The sequence below is a fragment of the Methylophilus luteus genome (assembly GCF_042676265.1).
GTDB lineage: Bacteria > Pseudomonadota > Gammaproteobacteria > Burkholderiales > Methylophilaceae > Methylophilus > Methylophilus luteus.
This window is the reverse complement of the sequence record NZ_JBHTKB010000004.1, coordinates 21,006-41,625: the sequence shown is the minus strand read 5'-3', so window position 1 is coordinate 41,625 and position 20,620 is coordinate 21,006. Positions and strand designations below refer to the sequence as shown.

General features: G+C 54.2%; 16 protein-coding genes. 6 read left to right on the top strand and 10 right to left on the bottom strand.

The window, feature by feature from the left end; genetic code table 11:
* The first annotated feature begins 207 nt into the window (after window positions 1–207).
* From ACFQ1Z_RS14400 to ACFQ1Z_RS14390, 3 genes are all read left to right on the top strand, one after another.
* Entirely contained in the window at window positions 208–612 is a 405-nt protein-coding gene (locus tag ACFQ1Z_RS14400; RefSeq protein WP_379059009.1) for a DoxX family protein, read from the top strand.
* A gap of 207 nt (window positions 613–819) precedes the next feature.
* Window positions 820–1,209 (top strand): DoxX family protein, encoded by a 390-nt coding sequence (locus ACFQ1Z_RS14395; protein WP_379059007.1) that lies wholly within the window; start codon window positions 820–822, stop codon window positions 1,207–1,209.
* A 25-nt stretch (window positions 1,210–1,234) separates the two neighbouring features.
* On the top strand, window positions 1,235–2,008 hold the full coding sequence (locus ACFQ1Z_RS14390) for a DODA-type extradiol aromatic ring-opening family dioxygenase (RefSeq protein ID WP_379059005.1): 774 nt from the start codon (window positions 1,235–1,237) through the stop codon (window positions 2,006–2,008).
* Between the two features lie 81 nt (window positions 2,009–2,089).
* Here the strand turns inward: ACFQ1Z_RS14390 and ACFQ1Z_RS14385 are convergent, their stop codons facing one another.
* Together ACFQ1Z_RS14385 and ACFQ1Z_RS14380 are read right to left on the bottom strand one after the other, a co-directional pair.
* On the bottom strand, window positions 2,090–3,445 hold the full coding sequence (locus tag ACFQ1Z_RS14385; protein ID WP_379059002.1) for a sigma-54-dependent transcriptional regulator: 1,356 nt from the start codon (window positions 3,443–3,445) through the stop codon (window positions 2,090–2,092).
* A gap of 22 nt (window positions 3,446–3,467) precedes the next feature.
* Window positions 3,468–5,132, bottom strand: coding sequence for an ATP-binding protein (locus tag ACFQ1Z_RS14380; RefSeq protein ID WP_379059000.1), 1,665 nt, complete (start codon window positions 5,130–5,132; stop codon window positions 3,468–3,470).
* A 60-nt stretch (window positions 5,133–5,192) separates the two neighbouring features.
* On the opposite strand from ACFQ1Z_RS14380, the gene ACFQ1Z_RS14375 reads away from it, so the two are divergent.
* Both ACFQ1Z_RS14375 and ACFQ1Z_RS14370 read left to right on the top strand, forming a co-directional pair.
* On the top strand, window positions 5,193–6,215 hold the full coding sequence (locus ACFQ1Z_RS14375) for a hypothetical protein (RefSeq protein WP_379058999.1): 1,023 nt from the start codon (window positions 5,193–5,195) through the stop codon (window positions 6,213–6,215).
* A gap of 59 nt (window positions 6,216–6,274) precedes the next feature.
* Window positions 6,275–6,703 carry a hypothetical protein gene (locus ACFQ1Z_RS14370; RefSeq protein WP_379058997.1) on the top strand — a complete coding sequence of 143 codons (429 nt, stop codon included), beginning with the start codon at window positions 6,275–6,277 and terminating at the stop codon, window positions 6,701–6,703.
* A 37-nt stretch (window positions 6,704–6,740) separates the two neighbouring features.
* Here ACFQ1Z_RS14370 and ACFQ1Z_RS14365 read toward each other — a convergent pair whose 3' ends face one another.
* The 4 genes from ACFQ1Z_RS14365 to ACFQ1Z_RS14350 all read right to left on the bottom strand — a co-directional run bounded on the left by ACFQ1Z_RS14365 (window position 6,741) and on the right by ACFQ1Z_RS14350 (window position 12,146).
* On the bottom strand, window positions 6,741–8,540 hold the full coding sequence (locus ACFQ1Z_RS14365) for a phosphoethanolamine transferase (RefSeq protein ID WP_379058995.1): 1,800 nt from the start codon (window positions 8,538–8,540) through the stop codon (window positions 6,741–6,743).
* The gene (locus ACFQ1Z_RS14360; protein WP_379058993.1) at window positions 8,537–9,253 is read right to left on the bottom strand and encodes a phosphatase PAP2 family protein; all 717 of its coding nucleotides are present in this window, start codon (window positions 9,251–9,253) and stop codon (window positions 8,537–8,539) included. The genes ACFQ1Z_RS14365 and ACFQ1Z_RS14360 overlap by 4 nt, the downstream gene beginning before the upstream one ends.
* Window positions 9,223–10,929 carry a phosphoethanolamine transferase CptA gene (cptA, locus tag ACFQ1Z_RS14355; RefSeq protein WP_379058991.1) on the bottom strand — a complete coding sequence of 569 codons (1,707 nt, stop codon included), beginning with the start codon at window positions 10,927–10,929 and terminating at the stop codon, window positions 9,223–9,225. Before cptA ends, ACFQ1Z_RS14360 begins: the two co-directional genes overlap by 31 nt.
* A gap of 287 nt (window positions 10,930–11,216) precedes the next feature.
* A complete protein-coding gene (locus ACFQ1Z_RS14350; RefSeq protein ID WP_379058989.1) occupies window positions 11,217–12,146 on the bottom strand; it encodes a quinoprotein relay system zinc metallohydrolase 2 in 930 nt (309 codons plus the stop codon).
* 91 nt (window positions 12,147–12,237) lie between these two features.
* On the opposite strand from ACFQ1Z_RS14350, the gene ACFQ1Z_RS14345 reads away from it, so the two are divergent.
* Entirely contained in the window at window positions 12,238–12,831 is a 594-nt protein-coding gene (locus ACFQ1Z_RS14345) for a cytochrome b (RefSeq protein ID WP_379058987.1), read from the top strand.
* A gap of 61 nt (window positions 12,832–12,892) precedes the next feature.
* Here ACFQ1Z_RS14345 and hemE read toward each other — a convergent pair whose 3' ends face one another.
* The 4 genes from hemE to gltB all read right to left on the bottom strand — a co-directional run bounded on the left by hemE (window position 12,893) and on the right by gltB (window position 20,342).
* Window positions 12,893–13,957, bottom strand: a complete 1,065-nt coding sequence (gene hemE, locus ACFQ1Z_RS14340) for a uroporphyrinogen decarboxylase (RefSeq protein ID WP_379058984.1) — start codon at window positions 13,955–13,957, stop codon at window positions 12,893–12,895.
* Window positions 13,954–14,151: a hypothetical protein gene (locus ACFQ1Z_RS14335; RefSeq protein WP_379058982.1), complete on the bottom strand. Its 198-nt coding sequence runs from the start codon at window positions 14,149–14,151 to the stop codon at window positions 13,954–13,956. The genes hemE and ACFQ1Z_RS14335 overlap by 4 nt, the downstream gene beginning before the upstream one ends.
* A gap of 25 nt (window positions 14,152–14,176) precedes the next feature.
* Complete coding sequence (locus ACFQ1Z_RS14330) at window positions 14,177–15,604, bottom strand: glutamate synthase subunit beta (protein ID WP_379058980.1); 1,428 nt, start codon at window positions 15,602–15,604, stop codon at window positions 14,177–14,179.
* Between the two features lie 88 nt (window positions 15,605–15,692).
* Window positions 15,693–20,342, bottom strand: a complete 4,650-nt coding sequence (gene gltB, locus ACFQ1Z_RS14325; protein ID WP_379059075.1) for a glutamate synthase large subunit — start codon at window positions 20,340–20,342, stop codon at window positions 15,693–15,695.
* Window positions 20,343–20,620 lie beyond the last annotated feature (278 nt).

Sequence of the window (20,620 nt, the reverse complement as noted above, 5' to 3'; positions counted from 1 at the left end):
AAAGTCAACGCCTGCGGGTTTATGTGCTGGTATTTCCGGCCAGAATGGTGCAGAGTAACAAATGTGGTACACCGGTAGTCAGATGGGCTGAGTCGCTGAGTGATACATCGCTACCCAGCCTGTCACCGGCTGCATCATAGCCTAGGGTTCGTAGCGGCCACAGAGCTGCGCGAGCGACTAGTACTCTCATGATCAGGAGCGATAAATATGAATGTGCGGCAACGTTGGTTCAGTTTAGTGGGACGGGTATTGTTATCCTTGATTTTTATTATCAGCGGCGTGTTTAAACTGCTGGACCCGGCGGGCACCATCGCCTATATCGAAACCTCACATCTGCCGCTGCCACAGGTGGCTTATGTAGTGGCCCTGTTCGTCGAGCTGGGCCTGGGCACTGCCTTGCTGCTCGGTTTTCACGCCCAACTGGCGGCGGCCGGCATCGCCATTTTTACCTTTATCACGGCCCTGATGTTTCACAGCAATATGGCGGACCCGTTGCAGGTGGCCATGTTTCTGAAAAACACAACTATCATAGGCGGCTTGCTGGTGGTCATAGCATTTGGCCCTGGCGGCTATAGCGTGGACAGGGTCAGGCGCACAGGTGCCAGTGAGTGAAGGCCACTGACCTAGCGGCCAGTCTGTCAGTAATAATCAATCGCTGATATTCGGTCAGCAACTGATCCCGCTTGCATAGTGGGTACACTATGGTGCAATCAGGCTTACAATACGTCTAAGCAGTCACACGTTGTGTGTCAGGCCAGCCTGAAGGTGACTGTTTTAACTATGTCTATTAACAGGGACTATCAACAGGAGGAGCACAATATGAATAGTTTTCAATCCGTCGTCAGTGTCGTTGGGCGCATTTTGTTATCACATCTGTTTATTATCAGTGGCATCAGCAAGGCCACAGATCCGCAAGGCACTATAGGTTATATCCAGAGTGTGGGCGCACCGTTGCCTGAGGTTGCTTACGCCATTGCCCTGATCGTAGAGCTGGGCCTGGCAACTGCTTTGCTGGTCGGCTTTAAGGCGCGCTGGGCTGCGGCGGGGATTGCATTGTTCACCATTGCGACGGCGTTCCTGTTCCATTTCAACCTGGCTGACCAGATGCAGCAGATCATGTTCCTGAAAAACCTGACCATTACCGGTGGCTTGTTGCTGGTGGTTGCCTTTGGCCCGGGTGCATATAGCCTGGATAACCGCCGTCGCTAATCTGGTAGTGGCCGCAAGTGACTGAATGACCACTGTATTTGTTTCGCATGGCGCGCCCTCGTTGATACTCGAACCGGGGCAGACTGGCCAGATGCTGGCGCACCTGGCTGCGTCATTGCCCAGGCCGGATGCCATTCTGGTCATCTCCGCGCACTGGGATACCCGGGTGGCCACCGTCAGCCTGGCGGCACACCCGGCCACCATCCATGATTTTTCCGGCTTTCCGGCAGCACTTTATGACATCCGCTATCCGGCACCGGGTGCACCGGCGCTGGCCGATCAAGTCATGGCATTGCTGCAGGCAAACGGCATCACTGTGCATAGCCATGCCGAGCGCGGCTTAGACCATGGTGCCTGGGTGCCACTGGCACTGATGTATCCAGATGCCGATATTCCGGTCACCCAATTATCGATACAAAGCCGCAGCACTACGGCAGAGCAATTTGCCTTAGGCCAGGCCTTACAGCCCCTGCATGCAAAGAATGTGCTGATACTGGCTTCCGGTGCGGTGACGCATAATCTGTCAGATTTTTTTAGCGCTGACCGCGATGCTGCGCCATTGGCCTATGTGCAAAGTTTTGCCGATTGGGTGGCCACGCAACTGCACACGCAACAGGCGCAAACCCTGCTGGATTACCGGCGGGTAAGTGAGCATGCCAGCCAGGCACACCCGAGTGAAGACCACCTGATGCCGCTGTTTGTCGCCGCCGGCAGTGGTCGGGGAGCACCTAAAAGATTCACGCCGGAAACCACCTACGGTATTCTGGCGATGGATGCCTATGTCTGGGAAAGTGCTTAGGAAAACGCGGCGTAACTGTCAGTAATAAATAAAGCAGTATTAAAAACTGTCAGTGATAAAACAGGCTGTATTAAAACAGTTTTAACGTAACTGGTATTGATTCAGTTTGTTCCACAGTGAACGCTCACTGATCTCGAGCAGCTTGGCTGCCTTGGTTTTATTGCCCTGGCAGGCATCCAGTGCCTGCATGATCAGCCTGCGTTCCATGGCTTCTGTAGTGCGCGGTATAGACAGCATATTGGTATCTGCAGAGGTGGTCGTTTCTGCCGCGGCAGGCCCGGCATGCTGGGCAATATCGGCCGGTAAATGTTGCGGCTGTATAAGCTGGTTGCCTGCCAGAATGGCCGCCCGTTCCAGAATATTTTCCAGCTCTCGCACATTGCCTGGCCAGCCATAATGCTGCAGGCACAAGCGCGCTTCTTCACTCAGCTGGCATTGGCGTTTAGCCAGAAAAAAATCAGCCAGCAGGCCTATATCATCGTGACGCTCGCGCAAGGGCGCGATCTGTAATTGCATGACATTCAAGCGGTAGTACAGGTCTTCACGCAGTTTGCCTTCTTTGACTGCCTGTAGCGGGTCGCGGTTGGTGGCGGCCACCACGCGCACGTCCAGTGCGATCTGCCGGTTACCGCCCAGCTTTTCGACTACGCTTTCCTGTAATACGCGCAGTAATTTTGACTGCAACTGGATAGGCATCTCGGTGATCTCATCGAGGAACAGCGTGCCGCCATTGGCCAGTTCAAATTTACCGATACGCTCTTTCAGCGCGCCGGTGTAAGCGCCTTTTTCATGGCCGAACAGTTCAGACTCCAGCATATCCGCCGGGATGGCAGCACAGTTGATAGCGACAAACAGCGCCGCATGACGTGGTGATGCTTCATGCAGGGCTTTGGCTACCAGCTCTTTGCCGGTGCCGGTTTCACCCACGATAAACACCGTGGCGCGTTCTGGTGCCACTTGCTGGATCATCTGCTTGAGCGACTGCATGGCCGCACTGTTGCCTACCAACCCGGTCACGTCCGGCTGCTGCATCTGCCTGAGAAAAGTGTTTTCCTGCTGCATGCGCTTGACGTTCAGCGCTTTGGCAATGGCGATTTCCAGTGTTTCCAGCTCGAAAGGCCGCAAAATGTAATCGCTGGCCCCCAGTTTCATCGCCGCCACTGCCGTTTTGATCTCACCTTGCGCCGTGACCATGATCAGGGGCAGGTGCTCATGCTCGTTACGCAACACTTCCAGCAGTTGCAGGCCATTCATGCCTGGCATATGCAGGTCACTCACCACCAGGTCTATCTGTTGTTGGCTGATGATCTCCAGCGCTTCACGGCCATTGCCTGCGGATAAAGCACGATAGCCGGCCTGGCGCAGGCTGATCTCCAGCAGGCGCCGCATATTCGGTTCATCATCTACGGCCAGTATGGTGAGGGTGGGGGTGGACATAGTCTATCGGCAGTGTGCAGGGTTAAGGTTCAGGGTTTAACGGCAGTGCCAGGTTGAATTGGGCGCCTTGCCATGGGCTGGTGCTGTAGTTGATTGTACCACCGTGCGCTTCCACGATCTGTTTCACCACTGCCAGCCCCAGGCCGACACCGCCGGCGCGCTGGGTAAAAAAGGCTTCAAATAAATGTGCCTGCTGTGCTGGTGGGACGCCAGGGCCGTTATCTGCGACTGAGATATGCGCGTATCGCGTATCTTGCGCGAGTGAGACAGCCACCTGGCCATGCTCTGGCAATATCTGTATGGCATTGATGATCAGGTTGACCATCACCTGCGTCATCTGGTCCTGGTCTACCTGTATGGTCAACGGCTCGGGCGCATGCAATGACAACTGGATATGTTTATCCTGCGCCTGTTTCTGCAGCATGTCGCATACGTGTTGCAGGTGCGATTGCAGTTCCAGCGGCGTCTTACTTGGCAGGCGCGGTCTGGCTGAATCAATCAGTGTAGTCACCAGCTTGTTCAGGCGATCGGTCTCGGAAACAATAAATCCCAATACCTCGCGGCCATCGTCGCTCAGTGCCGGTTCACGTTTCAACACATCGGCAGATGAACGCATGATACCTAATGGCGTACGCACCTCGTGGCTCATGGCGGCGGCCATCTCACCCACCACCGCCAGCTTGGCGGCACGCGTCAGTTGCTGTTCTGATTCCGCCAGATCCGCCGCCATTCTGGTAAAAGTCTGGTGCAGTGCCTGCACTTCGACCGGGCCGGTCAGCGGCGGGCTGACCACGTCGGGCTGGCGCAGTTTTTTCACAAACTCCAGCAAGTCTTCCAGTGGCTGGGTGATACGCCTGGCCAGCGGCCTGACCAAGATCAGCGAGAATAACAGGATTACCACCAGCAGGATCACGAAAATAAGCCCCAGCCGGTGTACCGGGGCCACGGCGACATCATGTTCTTTATTGAGCTTTACCTCCCAGCCGTAGATAGGCAGTGTGCTTTGTATGGGGATATGAGTATGCAGGTTGTAGCGCGGCTGCGACCAGTTCTTGGATTGCGCCAGTAGCCGCTCATGCTCGTCCACCAATGCCAGTTCGGTGGCGTGCTGTGCGGCATGGTTGAGCAGGTCTTGTATCACCGACCAGTTAAATGTGGCGATCAGGTGGCCCATGGGCTGCAAAGTGAAATCAGAGTAGATGGGCGTAGCGATCATCAGCTGGTCATTCTGCAAATGGTAGAGGGTGACAGGCTGGTCACCGTCCTTGAACGAAAACCAGACTGGCGGGCTGCTCAGTCGTTGGTTGATATGGTGCGGATCACTGGATGCCACTATGCTTGATTGCAGGTCGACAACGTCTATCGCGATATACTGGGCGGCATAACTGAGGCGGGTTTCTTCCAGAAACACCGATAAGCGTTTATCAATATCGCCTATCTGCATATCCTGCATGATAGCCAGCTGGCTCCAGCTGCGCACGTTCTGCACGCGCTCAAACAGCACGCGGTCTATGTGTTCACCCACCGCTTTACCTGTGGTTTGCAGGTCATGTTTAATCTCGGTGCGCAATGCGGTACGCGCCTGGTAAAAGCTGAGCACGCTCACCAGCAGGGCTGGCAGTAGTCCTGCCAGCAAAAATGCGATCAGCAGCATTTTTCGTATGGTTAAAGGCGCTTGTTTTGGCATGATATATGAGAAAATGTAGGCTTAATTTAGGCGTTGTACTTGCTTGATCAGAAAGTGTTTATGTCCACTATTTTACTGCGTTGCGCGGTCAGTGTAATCAGCCTGTGCATGATGTGCAAGCCACTGCTGGCCGAGGAGGAGTCTTCGTTCTGGGATGGCTTCCGCGTCGGTGGCTACACCAGCGTCGATCTGCATGTGCCGCGCACTGAATCTACCCGGTTGAACTGGAACGAATTAAGCATGATCGTCACCTGGGATAAGAATTCACGCATCAAGTTTTTCGGCGAACTGGATCTGGAAAATGTCGCTACCTACACCCACAAGCAAGGCCTGGATTTTCGTGACGTGTATATCAACCCCGAACGCCTGTATTTTGATGTCAATCTGCATGAAAAAGCCAATCTGCGCATAGGGCGCTTTTTAACCCCGCTGGGGCGCTGGAACCAGCTGCACGCCTCGCCGCTGGTGTGGACCGCCAGCCGTCCATTGTCGACCACAGAATTGTTTCCAAGTTTTACCAGTGGTTTGCAACTGTTTGGCACCGTGCCTTTTAGCGAGCGCTCGGTGGATTACCAGGTGTATACCGCGACCATGAACGCGCAGCCGGAAAGCCGAGGCGAAACGCAATACAAAGACATGCGCGGCGCCCGCGTCGCCATCAATAACATCTTCAATTTCAGCGATGAAAACGCCGGCCTCAACACCATAGGCCTGAATGTTTCCAGTTATCGCGACGAGCGACCAAACGGTACCAAATACAGCCTGATCGGGCTGGATTTTCTGCTGGAGTTCAACCGCTGGGAGTTCAGCGGCGAGGCCTATAGCCGCAAAGCCGAGCACGGCCAGGGCGGCGGCAGTGGTGCTTATCTGCAAAGTGCTTTCCTGATCAAGAATGACTGGTACTGGATCACACGCCTGGAAAGCATGCACAAGCCGGATGCCCCTGATGGCGACCGCTGGGTGCTGGGTGTGACCAAGCGGCTCAAGCCCAACCAGTTGCTGAAGTTCGAGGTGGTTGGAGGCAGCGGTGATTATGAAGATATACCGCGTGGATTCACCACTTCATTTGCGATGATGTATTGATGCGTTTGCACTTGCTCAGAGCCTGGCTCCTCTTGATCGTATGTCTGCCATCGGTGACGATGGCAGAAGAGCCGGTGATCGCCGTCATTGTGTCTGCCCAGGCCACTTATAGCGTGCCGGTGGCGGTCAATGACCTGGCTTCAGTCTACTGGCGCAAGAAGTTATACGACAACCAGGGCAAGCCATTGCACCCGGCCAATTTATCCAGCGACCATCCTTTGCGCCTGCGCTTTTCGCAACAGGTGTTGCACAGTAGCCCCAAATCGCAGGTAGGTTACTGGAACGAGCTTTACTTCCACGGTACCCAGCCGCCTTATACCGTCGAATCGCAGGAAGCGATGATACGCTATGTCGCTTATACCGAAAGCGCGATAGGTTATATCGACGCCTGCAAACTCGATGAGCGTGTGCGCGCCATTTTGTGGGTCGCCGGCAACAAAGTCCTCAGCGAGCCGCCCAGTTTACGCTGCGGCCCTACTATGCCCTAGCTCTACCATGTCTTAGCAGCGCTATACCCTAGCTCCGTTATGCCTTAGCGCCGCTATGCCTGATCGCAGGATTGGGGATAGCTTTTACACTGACCACCTGTGGCCCCGGCCCGGCTTGCGGCTGTATTTTCTGATTACCGCTGGCAACAGCAGGCGCGGCAAGCTGCGGTGCAGCAGGCGGTGCTGGTAACGGTGGCAGTTTGAGCTCTGCCCGTACCTCCGGGTTGGCCACCAGCCACTGGTAGTGTGAATGACAAGTATCTGATTTCAGCTCATAGGCGGTCAGCAGCGTGCAGAACAAGTCATCATGGCTAAGCGGGTAATTCTGGTAAGGCGAGATCTGCTTAAGCGAGTAATCAAACTGTTTACCTAACCATAGTATGGCCGGCACATGGGTCTGCTCCTTAGGGGCTATCATGTAAGGCGCGGCATGCAGATACATGCCATGTTCACCCAGTGATTCGCCATGGTCAGCCACGTACAGCATGGCCGTTTCGTGGCTATGGTCGTATTTCTTCAGCAGTTGTATCACTTCGCTCAAAAAGTAATCGGTATACAAGATCGCGTTGTCATAGGCGTTATCGATCTCCTGCTGGCTGCATTTGGATAGATCGCTGCTGCGGCACACCGGCGTGAATTTCTCAAACGCTTTCGGGTAGCGGCGGTAATATTCCGGGCCATGGTTGCCCATCTGGTGCAGTACTATCATGATGTCCTGGCCGTTGTGCGCCTGTATATACTGGTCCAGACCCTGCAACATGCCTACATCGCGGCACTCTGTGTCGCAGGTCTTGTTCATGGCTGGCGATTGAAAGTCTTCATACGCCATGCGTGTCGCCACGCCTTTTGAATCGGAGTTGTTGTCACGCCAGAGCACGCTGACATTGTGTTCTTTTAATATATCGAGCGCGTTCTCCATATGCCTGGCCTTTTTGGCGGAGTACTGCTGCCGGCCCAGCACCGAGAACATGCATGGCACAGAGACACCGGTGGAGGTGCCGCACGAGCTGACCTGCTTGAAACTCACTACATCTTCCTGCTGCAGGCGCGGGTTGGTCAGTTTATGGTAGCCGTTCAGCGAAAAACGGTCGTAACGCGCGGTCTCGCCCACCACCATGATCACCAGCTCGTGTTTGCTTTGGCCGCCTATTCTTTGCGTATCGGTGGCGACCTGTTCCAGCGCCTGACTTTCAGGAATACTCAGGTGCTGGTTGCCCCATTTGATCAGCGAATAATGCATAAAGCTGGGGTTGGCATACATGCGCGCCAGTTTATGTTCGCGGATAAAACTGGCATAACCGGCGGAATAAGGCCATACGCAAGTGACCATCAGCACCAGTAACAGCCCCATATGCACGGCGCGCACGCGCAAACTGTCGCGGGCAAACCAGCTGGCGGGTGCTTTAAACAATAGCCATAAGGCCGGCAGCAGGCCGAGCACAGTCACAAACACCACCATTTGCCATGACAGCAAGCCGAATGCTTCCTTGCTGTCGGTCTGGAACAGGTTATCCAGCATCACGGTGTCTATGATGATGCCGAATTCCTGCATATAAAACCCGGCAAACGCACTGCTGAAAAGTATCAGTGCCAACAGCCAGCGCGCACTGCGCCCATGGCTGACCAGCAACAGCCACAGCGCGGTGACCAGCGTAAAAAACAGCAGCAGGCTGACCAGCAAGCCGCTTTGCCCGTGCAGCGGCGGGTATAGCTGGGTCAGGTGTGAGACCAGGGCATAATTATCAAAAGCCATCAGCCACAGGGTGACGCCCCAGATCAATACGATCTGCGGTGTGAACAGGTGGCGGAATATGGTGGACAAGAAAGTTTTTTTCATACGGCACTCTTTTTAAAAGGGGCATAAGCGCTAGGGAAAAACGACAACACGCAGAGCAGCAAGGCGCACATCAGCCATGCCGAAGTCAGCGTGTGGGAAAGAAAGTGCGCGCCGCGCATTTGCTGGCACCAGCCAAGCACCAGGCCGACTGTGAGCCCGGCAAGCGCGACCACCAGGGCTTTGCGCGGATGTTGCGGTAACCAGCACAGGCACAAGGCAGATAGCCATAAACCGCTGCTGGCATGGCCGGCCGGGAAGCAGTGTCCGGCCATGAGCGGGCTATGGGCAGCAAATGCAGGAAACCAGGGCAGGCTGCCGCCGTAGCGGGTGATATCCCATGGGCAGGCGTGCGGCATCTGGTGCTTGAGCCATGACACCAGCCCGCTATGTACCACCGCCAGCGCGGCTACCCAACGCAAGCGGTACTGCTGCTCCGCAGATAGCCAGGCCGGGCGCAGATTGCCGGGCCAGATGGCTAGCAGCAGGCACAGCAGCCAGATGCTGACTAGCAATTGCTTGGCATATACATGCATGACGGTGTCGAAAAAGAACGCATGCCGGTAACTGAACTGCCCCAGGTTGAAGTCGTACATGCGGTCTGCCAGCAGCAGGTCCAGCGGCGTGTAATTGGCCATGACGATAATGACCACGGCACTCACGCCTAGCAGGCCCCATAACCAGGCTAGTCGTGTGTATGCAAGCCAGCGTTCCATGACGCGACCTCGGTTTCAGGAAAGTGGATAGTGCCAGGCAGGGTCTGCAATTTGCCTAGATAGGGGTCGCCGACCAGTATGCTGTCTGGCATGAATTGCGCATTGACTATGCTTTCATCCGGGCGGAAACCATCAAATCTCAGGCCTACCAGATCCGCCAGGGTGTAAATCAGGTCGGCATTGTCGTATTGCACATGCGTATCCACATGTGCGAGCAATGTTTTGGCGTTGAACCAGTTATCCGAGTGCCAGATGATCAGCGGTATGCTGTACATAGGCAGGGTAGGCGCGGCTTCGTTACGGCCCTGAAAATCGTGTGGTGCGGTGTCATACACATCTTCACCATGGTCAGAGAAGTACATCAGCAGGCTATGTTGCTGTTTGGCTTTCAGGGTAGAGATAAGCTGCGCCATGATCCAGTCGTTGTAGCGTATGGCATTGTCGTAACTGTTGATCAGGGCGGTCTTATCTTCATCCATCCCGGCCGACGGCAAGCCTTGCGCGGTTTTAAACACGTTAAAGCTTTCCGGGTAGCGGTAGCTGTACTTCATATGCGTGCCCAGCAGATGCACTATGATCAGCTTTTTCGGGTGCGGGTCATTCAGGCTTTCAGCAAACGGTGCCAGCACTTTTTCATCAAAACTGTAGGCGTTCTGTCTGCGCTCGTTATTGAGGAAATACTGCTTGTCTGCCTGCTTGGCGAACGTGGTCAGCATAGTGTTGCGGCCAGTCAGGGTCTGCTGGTTGGTGATCCAGGTGGTGTGGTAGCCAGCCTGTTTCATCATCGCCACCAGCGAAGGTTTCGTCTTGTAATCATCCGGATGTTTCTGGTCGGCAAAGGTCAGCACCTGTTGCAAGCTTTCAATGGTGTTCGGCCGTGGCGAATACACATTCTCAAACACCGTCAGCTCATGTTTGATCTTGCTCAGCTCGGGGTTGGTATCGCGGCCATAGCCATATAAACCCATGTGCAGGCGCGAGGTGGATTCACCTATCACCAGCACTACCGTGGTCGGCCCCGGCTTGGCTTGTTCTGATAACTGCGCCAGCGGCGGGATGCTGTTCATGGTCAGCAAGGTGCGGTTGACTTCATCCAGTTGCTGCTGGTAGTTCAAATAACCCAGCGCCAGCTGGTAGGGCGGCACACCGCTAAAATGCTTGTTAAAGCTCTTGTAGGCATAGCCCCACTCATTCTGCAGGGCCGGTTTGATAGGCGAGGAGAAAGCGATCAGCACTGTGATCAGGGTATAAACCGCGGCGCGCGACCTAGGCAGTTGCGCCGGTTTCAGGGCACGCCAGTACACAACGGGGATCAGGATAAACGCCAGCAACACCAGCAAGATCCACCAGCTGAAATAGTTGTGCAGGTATTCCTGTGATTCGCTTTTGTTCGATTCAAACAGTATCATCATCAAGCTCTGGGTCAGCTCCTGACGATAAACCAGGAAATAAGCCAGGCCAGGCAAAGCCGAGACACCGATAAATGCTGCTATACCTGCGCTCCAGGTCCGCAAGTGTTGTGGTTGCCACCACAGCGGGATCAGCCACAAAGTGGAAACGATCACCGCGTCCTTGAACCCTTCAAGCGAAGAGGCACCAAACAGCCAGAGCAGAAATTGCGTTAATCCGCCCAGCAGCAAGAACAGGCCATAGGCACGTAAAAATGGATGCTTCACTAAGACTTCCCTTATTGTTTTGATTCAATACGGGTATGTCTTTGCAAGCGCTATGCCATATGGATAACGTGAACGTTATTTGTTTATAACATATTGATAGTTATGATGTTTTTATCTGTAATGTAAGATATTTCTTTGAGCGACAGAAGATAGATGCTGCATAAATTGCATAAACCCAAGCCTTAAAACTTAAAAAACCTGCATTTTTTGCAGGTTTTTTTAAGATGTTTCTAACAGATGTTTCCAGCTGATTCAGCTTATGCCTGACACAGGTGCGCTCAATCTTCTTATTCCCACTCCAGCTGCGGGTAGATCACATTCACGTTGCGGCGGTTGGCGATCTCGAACAGCAGCCACTTCTTGCGTTCGGATTCGGCAGCGGTGTCCATGGTCTGCTCCATGCTGATGCCTTTTTTGATATTGCTGCGCACATCGGCCAGCAACAGGTTCAGGTAGCGCAATTCATCGCCAATGATGGTTTTCTGGTCTGCGCTTTCCTGGCCGTGGCCAGGTACGATCAGGGCATACTGGCTCTGGTTGAGTTTGTCCAGCACCGCGATCAGGCCTTTGATATCGCCTTCTACCACTGGCGTACGCTGCGCAAACAGCAGGTCGCCGGTAAACAGGGTGTTAGTTTTGCTATCCAGCACGGTGAGGTCGGTATGTGTATGCGCCACGCTCTGTGATTGCAACTGTAATACGCGGTCGCCCAGGTCCAGCGACAACTGTCCATGTACTGCAGTATCCGGCGGAATGGTGGAACTGGCTTTGCCGGCATCGCCCAGCAGGCTGGCATTGAGTTTCTCGTACTGCTCTTTGCGCAGCAGCATGGTGTTGGCCAGCTTTTCATGGCCGACAAAATGCACGGGCTCACCCTGGAAAGCGGCATTGCCGTAAATATGGTCAGGGTGCACATGGGTGTTGATCACGTAGCGTACCGGCAGCTTGCTGATCCGGCGTATGGCTTGCAGCAATTGCTCGCCGGTATGTTTGCTGCCGCCGCTGTCTATCACGGCAATGGCGTCGCGGCCTATCACCACCCCCAGGTTGCAGATATCGCCCTGGTAACCGTCATCAATATCCTGGTGCTGGCCGTGGTGCACATATACGCCTTCGGCAACTTTCTTCAATTCAAAGCTGTCTGCCCACACATGACTACAAAACGTTACAAAGCCGAATGTAACACCGACACACAGTCGCGCGATTTTTGATAACATGCTGACTCACCCATGAATGTTTCATACATCATAATCAATATATTCATGAGTACAAAGTGACAGTTGTCACCGGGGATTTCAAGGAGAAGACATGAGTTCTACGCAACGATATACCAAAGTTGCCGTTATTTTGCATTGGCTGATTGCATTGGCCATCGCCGGGATGTTTGCACTGGGGTGGTACATGACCGGGCTACCGAAAGACGGTCCCAAACAAACCGAGTTTGATTTATTTGGCTGGGGCATTTATACCTGGCAAATGGATGAGGCTGGCAGTGCACGTACCCTGTATTTCAATCTGCACAAATCCCTGGGTTTTACCTTGTTGTGGCTGGTGGTATTCCGCGTGTTCTGGCGCGTGAGTCATACGCCGCCTGCCATGCTGATCCACTCCACCTTTGAACGTAAACTGGCGACTGCCGCACATCATTTTCTGTATGTGTTAATGGTAGCCATGCCACTGACTGGCGTATTAATGACGCTGTATAGCAAATATGGCCTGAAGTGGTTTGGGCTGGAAGTATTTGGCGGCCTGGACAATGCCGATCTGCGCGATATTTTCAAAGACTCGCATGAGTTGTTTGCAACTATTTTGCTGGTGGTGATCATCTTGCATATCGTCGGTGCACTCAAACATTACTTTATCGATAAAGATAAGACTTTGTCGCGCATGACGCTCAAGTGATCTGAGCACAATAAAAAATCCCGCTTTTTCAAGAGCGGGATTTTTTTATACAGCATGCTGATCACTGGTGGTATTGCGGGCTCAGCTTGCGTACTGTCTCCAGCATGCAGGCCGCATGTTCGGGCGGCGTCCACTGCGTGATACCGTGGCCCAGGTTGAATACATGGCCGTGACCATGGCCATAACTGGCCAGGATGCTGGCGACTTCTTTTTCGATCGCAGCGGGCGAGCTCAGCAGGATCGCCGGGTCCATATTGCCTTGCAATGCGACTTGATCACCTACACGTTTGCGCGCGTTGCCTACATCCATGCTCCAGTCCAGGCCCAGTGCATCTGCGCCTATCGCGGCCTGGGCTTCCAGCCATAAGCCGCCGCCTTTGGTAAACACGATACTGGGCACCTGGCGGCCTTGGGCGGTTTTGGTCAGGCCGGCGACTATCTTTTGCATATAGTTGAGCGAGAACTCGGTGTAAGCGTTATGCGACAGCGCGCCACCCCAGGAATCAAAGATCATCACCGCCTGCGCACCGGCAGCGATCTGTGCATTCAGGTACTGGATCACCGTTTGCGCGGTGATCTCCAGGATGCGGTGTAACAGCTCAGGCCTGGCATAGCCCATTTTTTTGGTATTAAGGAAATCGGTGCCGCCTTTGCCTTCTACCATATAGGTCGCCAGTGTCCACGGGCTGCCGGAAAAGCCGATCAGCGGCACGCGGCCATGCAGTGCTGAGCGTATGCTGCTCACTGCATCAAACACATATTGCAGTTTGGACATATCCGGAATTTCCAGCTTGAGGATATCCGCTTCATGCTGCAAGGTGCGCTCAAACTTCGGCCCTTCACCTTCTTCAAAGTACAGACCCAGGCCCATGGCATCCGGCACGGTCAGGATGTCGCTGAACAGGATCGCTGCATCCAGCTGCGGGTACCTGTCCAGCGGCTGCAATGTTACTTCAGTGGCAAACGACGGGCTCTGGCACAGCTGCATAAAGCTGCCGGCGGTTTTACGGCTTTCTCTATACTCGGGTAAATAACGTCCGGCCTGGCGCATCATCCACACCGGCGTGTAGTCGGTAGGTTGGCGCAGCAGTGCGCGTAAAAAGGTATCGTTTTGCAGTTGGGTCATGGGTGGCATGGGTCTAGCCCGGCAGCAAAACAGAGTCGTTTTGCTACTGGCTGCGACCAGTTAACAATCAAAATAGCATTATAAAGTGCGCCGCTTGCTTTCACCGGAAAGAATGACGTTTTTTTGCGCCAACGCAAACAAAACCGCTGCAAATAAAAACGCCCCAAATGAAAAACGCCGATGTTGTTATGCATCGGCGTTTACTTGTTAACCAGGCTATCAGCGTGGCAGGGTAGAACTTCCACTCAGGAAAACATCTACCTCGCGTGCGCATTGACGGCCTTCACGTATCGCCCACACTACCAACGATTGTCCACGGCGGATATCACCGGCGGCAAATACCTTGGCTTTGCTGGTCTTGTAGCAGCCTTCGCCATCGGTAGTCGCTTTGGCATTACCACGGTTATCTTTTTCTACGCCAAAGGCATCCAGTACTTTCTGGATAGGCGAAACAAAGCCCATGGCCAAAAATACCAGGTCGGCTTTGATGGTGAATTCAGTGCCTGGCACTTCAGTCATTTTGCCGTCTTTCCACTCTACACGCGCACCTTTAAGTGCGGTGAGCTTGCCATTTTCGCCTATCAGCTCTTTAGTGGTGATAGACCAGTCGCGCGCAGCGCCTTCTTCATGTGAGCTGGAAGTACGCATTTTCAACGGCCAGTTCGGCCATACCATGGCCTTGTTTTCTTTTTCCGGTGGTTGCGGCATCAGCTCGAATTGGGTGATGCTGGCAGCGCCGTGACGGTTGGATGTACCTACGCAGTCAGAACCGGTATCGCCGCCGCCAATCACGACCACGTGCTTACCGGTCGCTTTGATCTGGTCAGGCACATTGTCACCCGCCACCATCTTGTTGTTAGGTGTCAGGAAATCCATGGCGAAATGCACGCCATCCAGCTCGCGGCCGGTGACTGGCAGGTCACGTGGCAACTCGGCACCACCGGCCAGGATTACCGCGTCATAGTCACGCTCAAGATCGGCCGCACTGACATTCTCGCCCACGTACTGGTTGACCTTGAAAGTCACGCCTTCGGCTTCCATCTGTGTCACGCGGCGGTCTATGCCCGATTTATCCAGTTTGAAGTCGGGGATACCGTAACGCAGCAAGCCACCGATACGGTCGTTTTTCTCGTACACGGTCACGCTGTGGCCGGCACGTGCCAGTTGTTGCGCCGCCGCCAGGCCGGCAGGGCCAGAACCAACGATAGCAACGGTCTTGCCGGTTTTGTTGGGGTTGATCTGCGGGGTGACCCAGCCGTTTTCCCAGGCTTTGTCGATAATAGCGTGCTCTATCGATTTAATGCCGACCGGGTCGTTATTGATATTGAGCGTACAGGCCGCTTCACAAGGGGCTGGGCAGATACGGCCGGTAAAGTCAGGGAAGTTGTTGGTGGAATGCAGTACATCGATCGCATTGCGCCAATCCTGGTGGTACACCAGGTCGTTCCAGTCCGGAATAATGTTGTTAATTGGGCAGCCGGTAGTACAGAACGGAATGCCACAGTCCATGCAACGGGCACCCTGCTGCTTGGCCTGGTCGTCTGTCAGATGCAGAACAAACTCTTTGTAGTTTTTGACGCGATCCTTGACTGGCAGATTTTCTTCTGCCAGACGATCAAACTCCATAAAACCTGTGACTTTACCCATGTTAAATTATCTCTTCCCTATCACGCCACTCAGGCGCAACCTTAACTAGGCCCCGCGCGTGCGCGGGGTATTCAATAAACAAAAATGATTAAGCGGCTTGTTTGGCAGAGGCTGCAGCCATTTCGGTCAGTACGCGTTTATATTCGTTAGGGAACACCTTGACGAATTTCGCGCGTGCAGCAGGCCAGTCAGCCAGGATATCTTTGGCGCGTGGACTGCCGGTCAGCGCTGCATGCTGCTCGATCAAGACTTTCAGCAGTACTTCATCAGGCTGACCCATGTGCTGTACTTTACCGACGTCGGCCTCGGCCGCTTCGACTTTTTCCAGTGACACCATGCTCATGTTGCAGCGTTTGGCGAACTGGCCATCGATATCATAAATGTAGGCGATGCCGCCACTCATGCCGGCTGCAAAGTTCTGGCCGGTTTGACCCAGTACCAGCACGGTGCCGCCAGTCATGTATTCGCAACCGTGGTTGCCCACGCCTTCAACGATGGCGGTCGCGCCGGAGTTACGTACGCAGAAGCGCTCGCCCGCCACGCCACTGAAGAAACTCTGGCCGGTGGTCGCGCCGTACATCACGGTATTACCGACGATGATGTTCTCATAAGACAAGCCACGGAAAGTGGTTGGCGGTTTGATGATGATACGGCCACCACACAAACCTTTACCCACATAGTCGTTGCCTTCGCCGGTCAGCTCAAAGGTGATGCCTTTGGCCAGGAAAGCAGCAAAGCTCTGACCTGAAGTGCCGGTGAAATTAACGTGTATGGTGCCGTGAGGCAGGCCATCATTGCCGTAACGGCGCGCAACTTCATGCGACAGCATTGTGCCCGCAGTACGGTTGGTGTTCATGATAGGCAGGTCCAGGGTGACTTTTTCACCTTTTTCCAGTGCTGCTTGCGACAACGCTATCAGCTGGTTATCCAGGGCTTTGGCAATGCCGTGATCCTGAATGTCATTGTTTTTGCGCGAAACGCTGGCTGGCATGTCTGGCAGGTGGAATATCTTGCTGAAATCCAGGCCATTGATCTTCCAGTGTTCGATACCGGCTTTCATATCCAGCAAGTCAGCACGGCCTATCAGGTCATCGACCTTGGCAATGCCTATGCTGGCCATCAACTCGCGTAACTCTTCTGCCACAAAGAAGAAGTAGTTCACTACGTGTTCAGGCTGGCCGGTGAATTTCTTGCGCAGTTCCGGGTCTTGTGTCGCCACGCCTACCGGGCAGGTGTTCAGATGGCACTTGCGCATCATGATACAGCCTTCGACCACTAGCGGTGCGGTGGCAAAACCAAACTCATCCGCACCCAGCAAGGCGCCTATCAGCACGTCACGGCCGGTTTTCATCTGGCCGTCGACCTGTAATACGATACGGCCACGCAACTGGTTGAGCACCAGGGTCTGCTGTGTTTCAGCCAGACCTAGCTCCCACGGCGTACCTGCGTGTTTGACAGACGAAAGCGGCGAAGCGCCGGTGCCGCCGTCATGGCCGGCAACCACGATATGGTCAGATTTGGCTTTTGCCACCCCTGCCGCTACCGTACCTATGCCGGTTTCTGACACCAGTTTCACAGAGATAGACGCTTGCGGATTGGCGTTTTTAAGGTCATGAATCAGCTGTGCCAGATCTTCGATCGAATAAATATCATGGTGCGGTGGTGGCGAGATCAAGCCTACGCCAGGCACAGAGAAACGCAGTTTCGCGATGTATGGCGAAACTTTATGCCCTGGCAGCTGGCCGCCTTCACCCGGCTTGGCACCTTGTGCCATCTTGATCTGGATCTGGTCAGCGCTGCTCAGGTATTCAGCGGTCACACCAAAGCGGCCGGAGGCCACTTGCTTGATGCGTGAACGCAGCGAATCACCGGCTTTGAGCGGTACATCGGCTTCTATCAGTTCGCTGCCCAGCACGTTGGCGATGCTGGTATCCACTTGCACCGGGATAAAGCGTTTAACGTCTTCACCACCCTCGCCAGTGTTTGATTTGCCGCCAATACGGTTCATGGCGACTGCCAGCGTGGCATGGGCTTCGGTAGAGATAGAACCCAGCGACATGGCGCCGGATGCAAAGCGTTTGACGATCTCTTTGGCCGGCTCGACCTGATCCAGCGGGATCGCGGCTCCGGCTGGCTTGATTTCGAACAGGCCGCGCAAGGTCATATGGCGACGGCTCTGGTCGTTGATCAGGGCAGCATATTCTTTATAGGTATCGTACTGGCCGGTACGGGTGGCGCTTTGCAATTTGCTGATCGATTGCGGTGTCCACAGATGCTCTTCACCACGCACACGGAAAGCGTATTCACCGCCTGCTTCCAGCGCGTTCAACAAGGTAGGGTCGTTGCCGAATGCCTGGTCATGCATGCGCATGGTTTCTTCAGCCACCTGATCCAGGCCTATGCCTTCGATCTGGCTAACAGTGCCGGTGAAGTAGTCATTCACGAACTGGCTGTTGAGGCCTATCGCTTCAAAGATCTGCGCGCCACAGTAGGACTGGTAAGTAGAAATGCCCATTTTGGACATGACTTTATACAAGCCTTTGCCGATCGCTTTAACAAAGTTTTTGCCAGCTTTTTCAACATCGCTGGTCAGGGTCTTCATGGTTTCGTATACCAGCCATGGGCAGACCGCTTCAGCGCCGTAACCTGCCAGCAAGGCAAAGTGGTGCACCTCACGCGCTGAGCCGGTATCTATCACCAGGCCGGTGCTGGTGCGCAAACCGGCTTTGACCAGGAACTCATGCGTCGCCGAACAGGCCAGCAGGGCAGGGATAGCCACGCGTGCGGCAGAGACGTTGCGGTCAGACAATATCAGTACGTTATAACCGTCATGCACGGCTTTTTCGGCCTGGTCATGCAACAGGTCCAGCGCCTGTTTCATACCGGCTTTGCCCAACGCGGCATCATAGGTCAGGTCGAGTACTATGGACTTGAACTGGCCCTGAGTCAGGCTGGCAATGTTTTTGAGTTTTTCCAGGCCATCCAGGCTGATCACCGGCTGGCTGCTTTCCAGGCGCAGTGGCGGATCGGTCTCATCTATGCCGAGCAGGTTAGGCTTGGGCCCGATAAAGGTGACCAGTGACATCACCAATTCTTCACGGATAGGGTCAATCGGCGGGTTGGTGACCTGGGCAAACAACTGCTTGAAATAGTTGTACAGGGTCTTGGCCTTGTTGGACAACACCGGCAAAGCCGCGTCATTACCCATGGAGCCTGCGCCTTCTTCGCCGTTATCCAGCATAGGTTGCAGCACGAATTTCAGGTCTTCCTGCGAGTAGCCAAACGCTTGCTGAGTGTCCAGCAGGTCGGCTTGCAGGGTGACTTCACCTGTGCCTGCCGCAGGCAGTTCAGACAGATGGAAACGCGTCTGTTCTATCCACTGGCGGTAAGGCTTGGCCTGCGCCAGTTCTTTTTTCACTTCTTCGTCATCGATGATGCGGCCTTGCTCCATGTCTATCAGCAACATTTTGCCTGGCTGCAAGCGCCATTTCTTGACGATTTTTTCTTGCGGGAAGGTGATCACACCCATTTCAGATGCCATCATGACGATGTCATCTTCGGTCACCAGGTAGCGCGCCGGACGCAAACCGTTACGGTCCAGCGTGGCACCTATCATCTTGCCATCGGTAAATGCTACCGCCGCCGGGCCATCCCATGGCTCCATGATGGCGGCGTGATATTCGTAGAAAGCGCGACGATCTTCGTCCATCAGCGGATTGTTGTTCCAGGCTTCCGGGATCAGCATCATCATGGCGTGTGGCAGGCTGTAACCGCCAGCCACCAGCAATTCCAGACAGTTGTCGAAACAGGCTGAGTCAGACTGGCCCTCAACGATCAGCGGCCACAGTTTTTCCAGGTCTTCACCGAGCACGGTAGACTTGATGGTCTCGTGCCTGGCAGTCATCCAGTTGACGTTGCCTTGCACGGTGTTGATTTCACCGTTGTGCGCGATCATGCGGAATGGGTGGGCCAGATCCCAGGCAGGGAAGGTGTTGGTAGAAAAGCGCTGGTGTACCAGTGCCAGGGCAGACACCACACGTGCGTCTTTCAGGTCTTTGTAATAAACACCGACTTCATTCGCCAGCAACATGCCTTTGTAGACGATGGTGCGTGAGGAGAATGAAGGCATGTAAAACTGTGCATTATCCTGCAGGTTAAGCATGCGGATCGCATGCTCTATGCGCTTGCGGATAACAAAACATTTGCGCTCAAAAGTATTGCTGTCAGCGGTGGTGCTGGCAATAAATACCTGGCGCATCACCGGCTCGACCGCACGCGCAGCGTCGGCGATATTGCTGTTGTCTACCGGTACATCGCGCCAGCCCAGCAGGGTCTGGTTCTCTTCAGCGATGATCTGCGCAAAAATGGCTTCGCACCTGGCGCGGTTTTCTGCCTGTTGCGGCAAAAATGCCTGGCCAACAGCGTATTGGCCGGCGGCAGGCAATGTCATGCCCAGCGATGCGGCTTCTTCACGCATAAAGGTGTCTGGCATTTGCATCAGCAAGCCGGCACCGTCGCCCAGTTTTGGGTCGTAACCGGTGGCACCGCGGTGGGTCAGGTTGTCGAGCAGTTGCAGGCCTTTGGCAACAATGTCGTGGCTCTTCTGGCCTTTAATATGGGCAACAAAGCCCACGCCACAGCTATCTTTTTCATGGCGTCTGTCGTATAAACCCTGCGATTGCGGGGCTAAACCGAGCTGGTTGTCCAGAGCGGTTGCGGTATCTTGAGAAGCACTCATCAGGTTGTTGTCGGACTGCATATCCATTGCCAGATTCTTCACTTACAAAACATTTGGAGGAACCTTCAATGATACCGTTAAAGTTTAGCAATTTCAATCGTTTAGCCTGCGTTAAATAACGGAGAGTAACTTTTTTACTGCACAATTGAGAATGATTTTCATTTGTTGCTTATTGCGTATCAAAGTCGGCTGTATTTGAATGAAACTGAATGCTCAAATTCAGGCTGGCCAGCGCCTGGTAGGCAAGGATATGCCAGCTGTATACCAGTGCCGTTTAG

Excerpts from the sequence above, each read along its gene's own strand:
- ACFQ1Z_RS14400 (WP_379059009.1), top strand. The coding sequence starts at position 208 with ATGAATGTGCGGCAACGTTGGTTCAGTTTAGTGGGACGGGTATTGTTA.
- ACFQ1Z_RS14365 (WP_379058995.1), bottom strand. The coding sequence starts at position 8,540 with ATGAAAAAAACTTTCTTGTCCACCATATTCCGCCACCTGTTCACACCG.
- hemE (WP_379058984.1), bottom strand. The coding sequence starts at position 13,957 with ATGACCCAACTGCAAAACGATACCTTTTTACGCGCACTGCTGCGCCAA.
- ACFQ1Z_RS14350 (WP_379058989.1), bottom strand. The coding sequence starts at position 12,146 with ATGTTATCAAAAATCGCGCGACTGTGTGTCGGTGTTACATTCGGCTTT.
- ACFQ1Z_RS14380 (WP_379059000.1), bottom strand. The coding sequence starts at position 5,132 with ATGCCAAAACAAGCGCCTTTAACCATACGAAAAATGCTGCTGATCGCA.
- ACFQ1Z_RS14385 (WP_379059002.1), bottom strand. The coding sequence starts at position 3,445 with ATGTCCACCCCCACCCTCACCATACTGGCCGTAGATGATGAACCGAAT.
- ACFQ1Z_RS14370 (WP_379058997.1), top strand. The coding sequence starts at position 6,275 with ATGGCAGAAGAGCCGGTGATCGCCGTCATTGTGTCTGCCCAGGCCACT.
- ACFQ1Z_RS14395 (WP_379059007.1), top strand. The coding sequence starts at position 820 with ATGAATAGTTTTCAATCCGTCGTCAGTGTCGTTGGGCGCATTTTGTTA.
- ACFQ1Z_RS14360 (WP_379058993.1), bottom strand. The coding sequence starts at position 9,253 with ATGGAACGCTGGCTTGCATACACACGACTAGCCTGGTTATGGGGCCTG.
- ACFQ1Z_RS14375 (WP_379058999.1), top strand. The coding sequence starts at position 5,193 with ATGTCCACTATTTTACTGCGTTGCGCGGTCAGTGTAATCAGCCTGTGC.
- gltB (WP_379059075.1), bottom strand. The coding sequence starts at position 20,342 with ATGAGTGCTTCTCAAGATACCGCAACCGCTCTGGACAACCAGCTCGGT.
- ACFQ1Z_RS14330 (WP_379058980.1), bottom strand. The coding sequence starts at position 15,604 with ATGGGTAAAGTCACAGGTTTTATGGAGTTTGATCGTCTGGCAGAAGAA.
- ACFQ1Z_RS14345 (WP_379058987.1), top strand. The coding sequence starts at position 12,238 with ATGAGTTCTACGCAACGATATACCAAAGTTGCCGTTATTTTGCATTGG.
- ACFQ1Z_RS14335 (WP_379058982.1), bottom strand. The coding sequence starts at position 14,151 with ATGCATAACAACATCGGCGTTTTTCATTTGGGGCGTTTTTATTTGCAG.
- ACFQ1Z_RS14390 (WP_379059005.1), top strand. The coding sequence starts at position 1,235 with ATGACCACTGTATTTGTTTCGCATGGCGCGCCCTCGTTGATACTCGAA.